The sequence below is a fragment of the bacterium genome (assembly GCA_037131655.1).
GTDB lineage: Bacteria > Armatimonadota > Fimbriimonadia > Fimbriimonadales > JBAXQP01 > JBAXQP01.
Genome location: JBAXQP010000213.1, coordinates 1 through 4683 on the forward strand (window position 1 = coordinate 1; position 4683 = coordinate 4683).

General features: G+C 51.6%; 4 protein-coding genes. 2 read left to right on the forward strand and 2 right to left on the reverse strand.

All coding sequences use genetic code 11. The features are described 5' to 3' along the window. The first annotated feature begins 426 nt into the window (after window positions 1-426). The gene (locus tag WCO51_09815; protein MEI6513554.1) at window positions 427-990 is read left to right on the forward strand and encodes a hypothetical protein; all 564 of its coding nucleotides are present in this window, start codon (window positions 427-429) and stop codon (window positions 988-990) included. Window positions 991-1177: 187 nt separating this feature from the next. On the opposite strand, the gene WCO51_09820 is transcribed toward WCO51_09815, so the two are convergent. Both WCO51_09820 and WCO51_09825 read right to left on the reverse strand, forming a co-directional pair. Continuing rightward, complete coding sequence (locus tag WCO51_09820; protein MEI6513555.1) at window positions 1178-1726, reverse strand: TIR domain-containing protein; 549 nt, start codon at window positions 1724-1726, stop codon at window positions 1178-1180. Window positions 1727-1889: 163 nt separating this feature from the next. Then, window positions 1890-3674 (reverse strand): hypothetical protein, encoded by a 1785-nt coding sequence (locus WCO51_09825; GenBank protein ID MEI6513556.1) that lies wholly within the window; start codon window positions 3672-3674, stop codon window positions 1890-1892. A gap of 108 nt (window positions 3675-3782) precedes the next feature. On the opposite strand from WCO51_09825, the gene WCO51_09830 reads away from it, so the two are divergent. Further along, entirely contained in the window at window positions 3783-4565 is a 783-nt protein-coding gene (locus WCO51_09830; protein MEI6513557.1) for a sugar phosphate isomerase/epimerase family protein, read from the forward strand. Window positions 4566-4683: the final 118 nt, after the last annotated feature.

Consider the following 4683-nt stretch of genomic DNA (forward strand, 5'->3'; position numbering starts at 1 on the left):
TTTGAACCTGATTCCTTGTAATCCTCTGTATTATTGCCCATGTGTTTCCACTGGTATCCATTCCGGTTGTCGTATAGAATTGATACTTTTTAAGCCTTAAGTAGAGTAAAAAGTGAAAAAGCCCGCCGAAGCATAAGTTAAGACGGGCTTTATAACGGGTAACGGTATTTTTTGATACGCTCCTTGAGGCACACGTGATTGTCAAAGGACGGGTTAAGTGTTATAATGAGTTTCGACCGCATAGTGCTTTAGGTTAAAAGCCGCCGGCTCCTGCGGTCGTTATTCCGGCGGGAATATTATTTGGGGTTAACAAAGGAGTCACTTAAAAACTGACTCAAAGAATGAAGGCAGGTCAGATGAGTTGGGAGAAAAACAATGCGTTTAAGAACCTTTTTATGCTCTGCGATCTTACTGATATGTGTCCGAGTGACTGCTGAAGCGCACCAGCCGCATCTGGTAACGGGCAGTAAAACCGAGGTCAAGAACCCTGAGGTTTCCCAGGCGTTCTACGCCGAACTGCGAGGGAAAGCTCAAAGATATGTGATAGGCACAAAGGACCACTTCAGCCTATATGTCCAGCTCACCATTCCAGACCACAAGGATACGCGGCGCGATTTCAAGGTCACGATATCGCTGGGCAAGAAGATCATTGCCAAGATCGATGGCGACAAGGCCAAATGGAAACGCTTCTACGAGCCGTTTGGTGGAGACTACTACTTGCTCGGGCCGGACTTCGACCAAGCGAACTCTGAACACGGCAAGTACAGTATTGAGGTGTCGAACCGCGGAAACACGGGGAAGTACGTGCTCGTCTTTGGCAAGAAAGAGGAATTTCCACTTGACGAGATAAAACGGACGATGAGTATTATGCCGAAGGTGAAGGAGTTCATGCGCCCTCCATCCAAGCCCGTAAAGACTGAGAAGTCACCGTGTCCCAGCGCTGAGTCCGGTCGTAAAGACGCCGAAGGAAAGACAACCAAGAGGCAGTAAATCATCAAGTATCCACTGGTTTCTAGACGAGTTGTCGTACCCGTTGTCGTATTTAAGCAAAAACAAAGCCCACGCTTGATGTGAACGGAGGCTTTTTGAGTTCAAAATGTGAGAGATTATGATGATATGAATCAATAAGGCCAGGAATTGAAAATTCCTGGCCTTATTTGTTAATTCGAAATGATGCTTATTCATCCTTGATAGGAGCGTCTCGTTTTCTTAAAGGGCGGGTGTTGTTGATTAGTTGGGCGCGGTGGGTGCGGGCTTCCCAGGCGTCTTCTATCCAGTCAGCCAGATGTATCTTGTTTTCAGGATAGGGATGCCATCGTGCATAGCCTTCGTTCCAACGTTCGCCAGCCAAATTGTCTTGCAGTCGCGGCGGGAGGCTGACTCGATTAGCAACTGATGGGAGATTAATCGCTAGCAGGCCACTGCATCCATAAACGACGACTTCGCGCAGGGTTGCAGCGATTTCCCAATCCACATGCTTTCTAGCCCAGGTGTTTTTGCCCAGAAGGACGATTGTGACGCGAGTGTCCAAAAGGTACTTCCCACGCATACCGCGGATAATGACTTCGTCATCTTGGCAGGTGACAAGCTCGCGCTCCATAATGCCTGCTTCACGATGCATGAACAACCTGCGCGGCTTATCGAAGTCGTTGACAAACGAGATAACTTCATCTTTGTCGTCATGGTGATATGAGATGAAGCATTTGTGACGAATAATATCCCCCAAGGCCTGCCTCCTACTTGAATAACGATGCCGGTGGTACTGCTGCGATAAAGCGTTGATTAGACGTAGCCAACCCGCTCAAATGCCCACAATCCGGCAAAGAACGTTAGTTAACTATTAAATTTGTCTTTCTATGGTACCCGATATTGAAGGGTTCCGACTCACTTCATCTAAGCGCAGGTTCCCCCTCTAAATCCACCCAAAACGGGCTGAGCCAGATGCAGTGACCATTGGTTTGACGGGCTTTGATGTAGTACCAGGCGTCTTCTAGGGGGCGGCCGGGGCGGGTGTCTTCGTAGGTGGCAGCAAAGTCGAGAGTGTCTTTCTCAATGGGGAGATCGGCAAGGACCGCGCCGCAGTGGATGATTTGGACGCATTCCCAGGAGGCAGTTCCTCTTAGGCTGATGCGGAATTGGCGGGGGGCGCCGGGGGGTAATCGCTGTTCACTACCGATGGGGTAGCCGTTAAGGGTGGCGTCGGCAACGATGCGCGCGCCGGTGGTGGCGTAGCATCGGCGGTCATGCAATGCTTTGAAGATAGACTTCAAGTCAAGGCTATCAGCTTGGACCCCTGTTACACCGGCAGGTAAGCCGTCATGGCCACGGGTGGGCCAGCCGTTGTGGTTATCGGTCCCAGCCACAAAACCCACTCGATAGCCGCGAGTAAGGGCGGTGGTCACACTGCCGCCAAAGCCTCCGTGTCGCACGTGCCACTTGGGATCGAGCGCTTCAGTCTCATACGATCCCCTGCCCTGGTTCATCTCAATTAAGCGAAGGGCATTATAAACCGGCGGCACGGGGTAATGCATGGCACACCAGAACGGCAGCCCATCCTCACGGTACACGCCATCGCTGATATACGAGTCAGTGTTAGTGTGGTGCGGGATCACTAAAGTCCGCCCCTTTGGACCAAGATCCGCCAACTCGCGCAATGGGTAGCCAAAAGGGTATTTAACCCATGCCGCGTGCAGCTTCTCACCAATCTTCGGCCACAGCTTAAGGAAGGTCTCCCAACTATCCGCATGCAGATTGCAGTGCCCAAATCGTCCGCTCAACTCGGCACCTGGAAGGGTAATAAACCGCCCCACCTCATCAAAGCGCCTGCAAATCTCAGCTTGACGAGCAGGGGTGAACTCCTCGCTTCGATAACAGGCATAGGGATAGGAGATGTGGTCGGCAGGCCCGGCAAAGTCCAAACCAAAGTCGTCCCGTGCGCTCTTTAGGGCGTCCTCCAACTTCCGCTCACCGTCGTTACTGAACTCACAGTGCCAATGGAACTCACCGAAGAACACAGGTGTATCGTCCATCCCGACCGGCAAAGCGTTGCTAAGACCTGTCTGCCCCCGAACATCCTTAATATGAACCTGACCGCTTCCCTGCTCTAAAGACGCCTCAGCCGCCAACTCCCCATCACCAACCGGGTTGCCGCACTGGTCGAACCGCTTAACGATTAACTGCCCATCGAGCTTGCGATAGGCTTCCAAGTGGTCAGGCTCTGAAGGAAGCAGGTGAAACGCAACAGGCTCAGCGATAGGCGTAAACAGTTCACTCTCTATATCCGGCACGACGCCAAGCTCAAACCCCCACGTCGAACCCCCTAATGGCGTCAGCACTCCAGGCTTAAAGAACCAGACACTCCAAACCTGCGGCAGCAACTCCACCGTCACTTCAGCGCCTATTGGCAAATCACATTCTGCCTTAAACACCGCCAACGAACACACGATAGTCGCCCAACGAAAACGATCCCGATGATCCGCCTCCGTCATCCGCCTTAGGATCGGAAGCTCAACACCCCCAACACTAACCCGGTCTACTTCCACCCGATACAGAGGCGGCAAACAATCCGTACGCACCCGTAACAAGCTCCCCGCCGATACTGCCTGCGTAAGCACAAACCGAAGCGCCGGCAACCCCTGATCAGTAATCCGAAGTGTATGAACGATTGGCTGCATAATTAAGTAACCCCCTGCCCGATTCTACCCAAATGCCATAGCTTAGACTGAATAACCATTAATAATCCACTTTTAGCGTCTGTTGGGTATTCTATAGGTATAGGGAGGATGATCATGCGATTGGGGTGCTGTGCTACAGTTGAGCAACTGGAACTGGTGCAAGAGGCAGGGTTTGACTTCTGCGAAATGCGCGTTGGAACCGTTCTGCCCGATGAGACTGAGAAGACGTTTGAAGCGGTGTCTAAGGCTATTGGTAAGCTCCGCATAGTGCCTGAAGCGTGGAACAACCTGTTGCCTTGGGATATGCGTTTAACTGGGCCAGAGGTTGATATGGAACGCATCGGCCGCTATCTTCGCACGGCTCTCAAACGAATAGCGCATCTTGGAGGGCAAGTGGTCGTGTTTGGCAGCGGAGGCTCACGTAATACACCTAAAGGCTTCCCCATTATAAAAGCTAATGAGCAGGTAAAAGCGTTCCTTGGCTTCATAGGCAAGGAAGCTGAAGCCTGCGGTTTGACGATTGCTATTGAGCCTCTTAACAGGGAGTCGTCTAACATTATTAACACTATCGCAGAAGCAGTGAATGTTGCTAATGAAGTCAACCACCCCAATATAAAAGTGCTAGCCGACCTCTATCACATGCATGAAGTAGGTGAGTCGCCCTATGAAGTCATGACCGCCGGCGAGTTGTTAGCGCACGCCCACATCGCCGACACCAACCGCCTTTACCCCGGAAGCGGCAATTATCCCCACTTGGAATACTTCCAAGCCCTCAAAGCGATGAACTACCAAGGCCGAATGTCCATCGAGTGCGCCTTCACCGACTTCCCCGCCGAATCCCCCAAAGCATTAGAGTTCTTAAGAAAACTCGATGCCGAAGTGAACGGGTAGGATTAGATTAAGTGGATGACTTCGACTTCAACGAGGTCATCACCAACTTCTGTACGGGTTCCCCGTAAGTCCTCGACTTCAATATAATAAAGGGCGGCACTAAGTACCGCCCTTATTA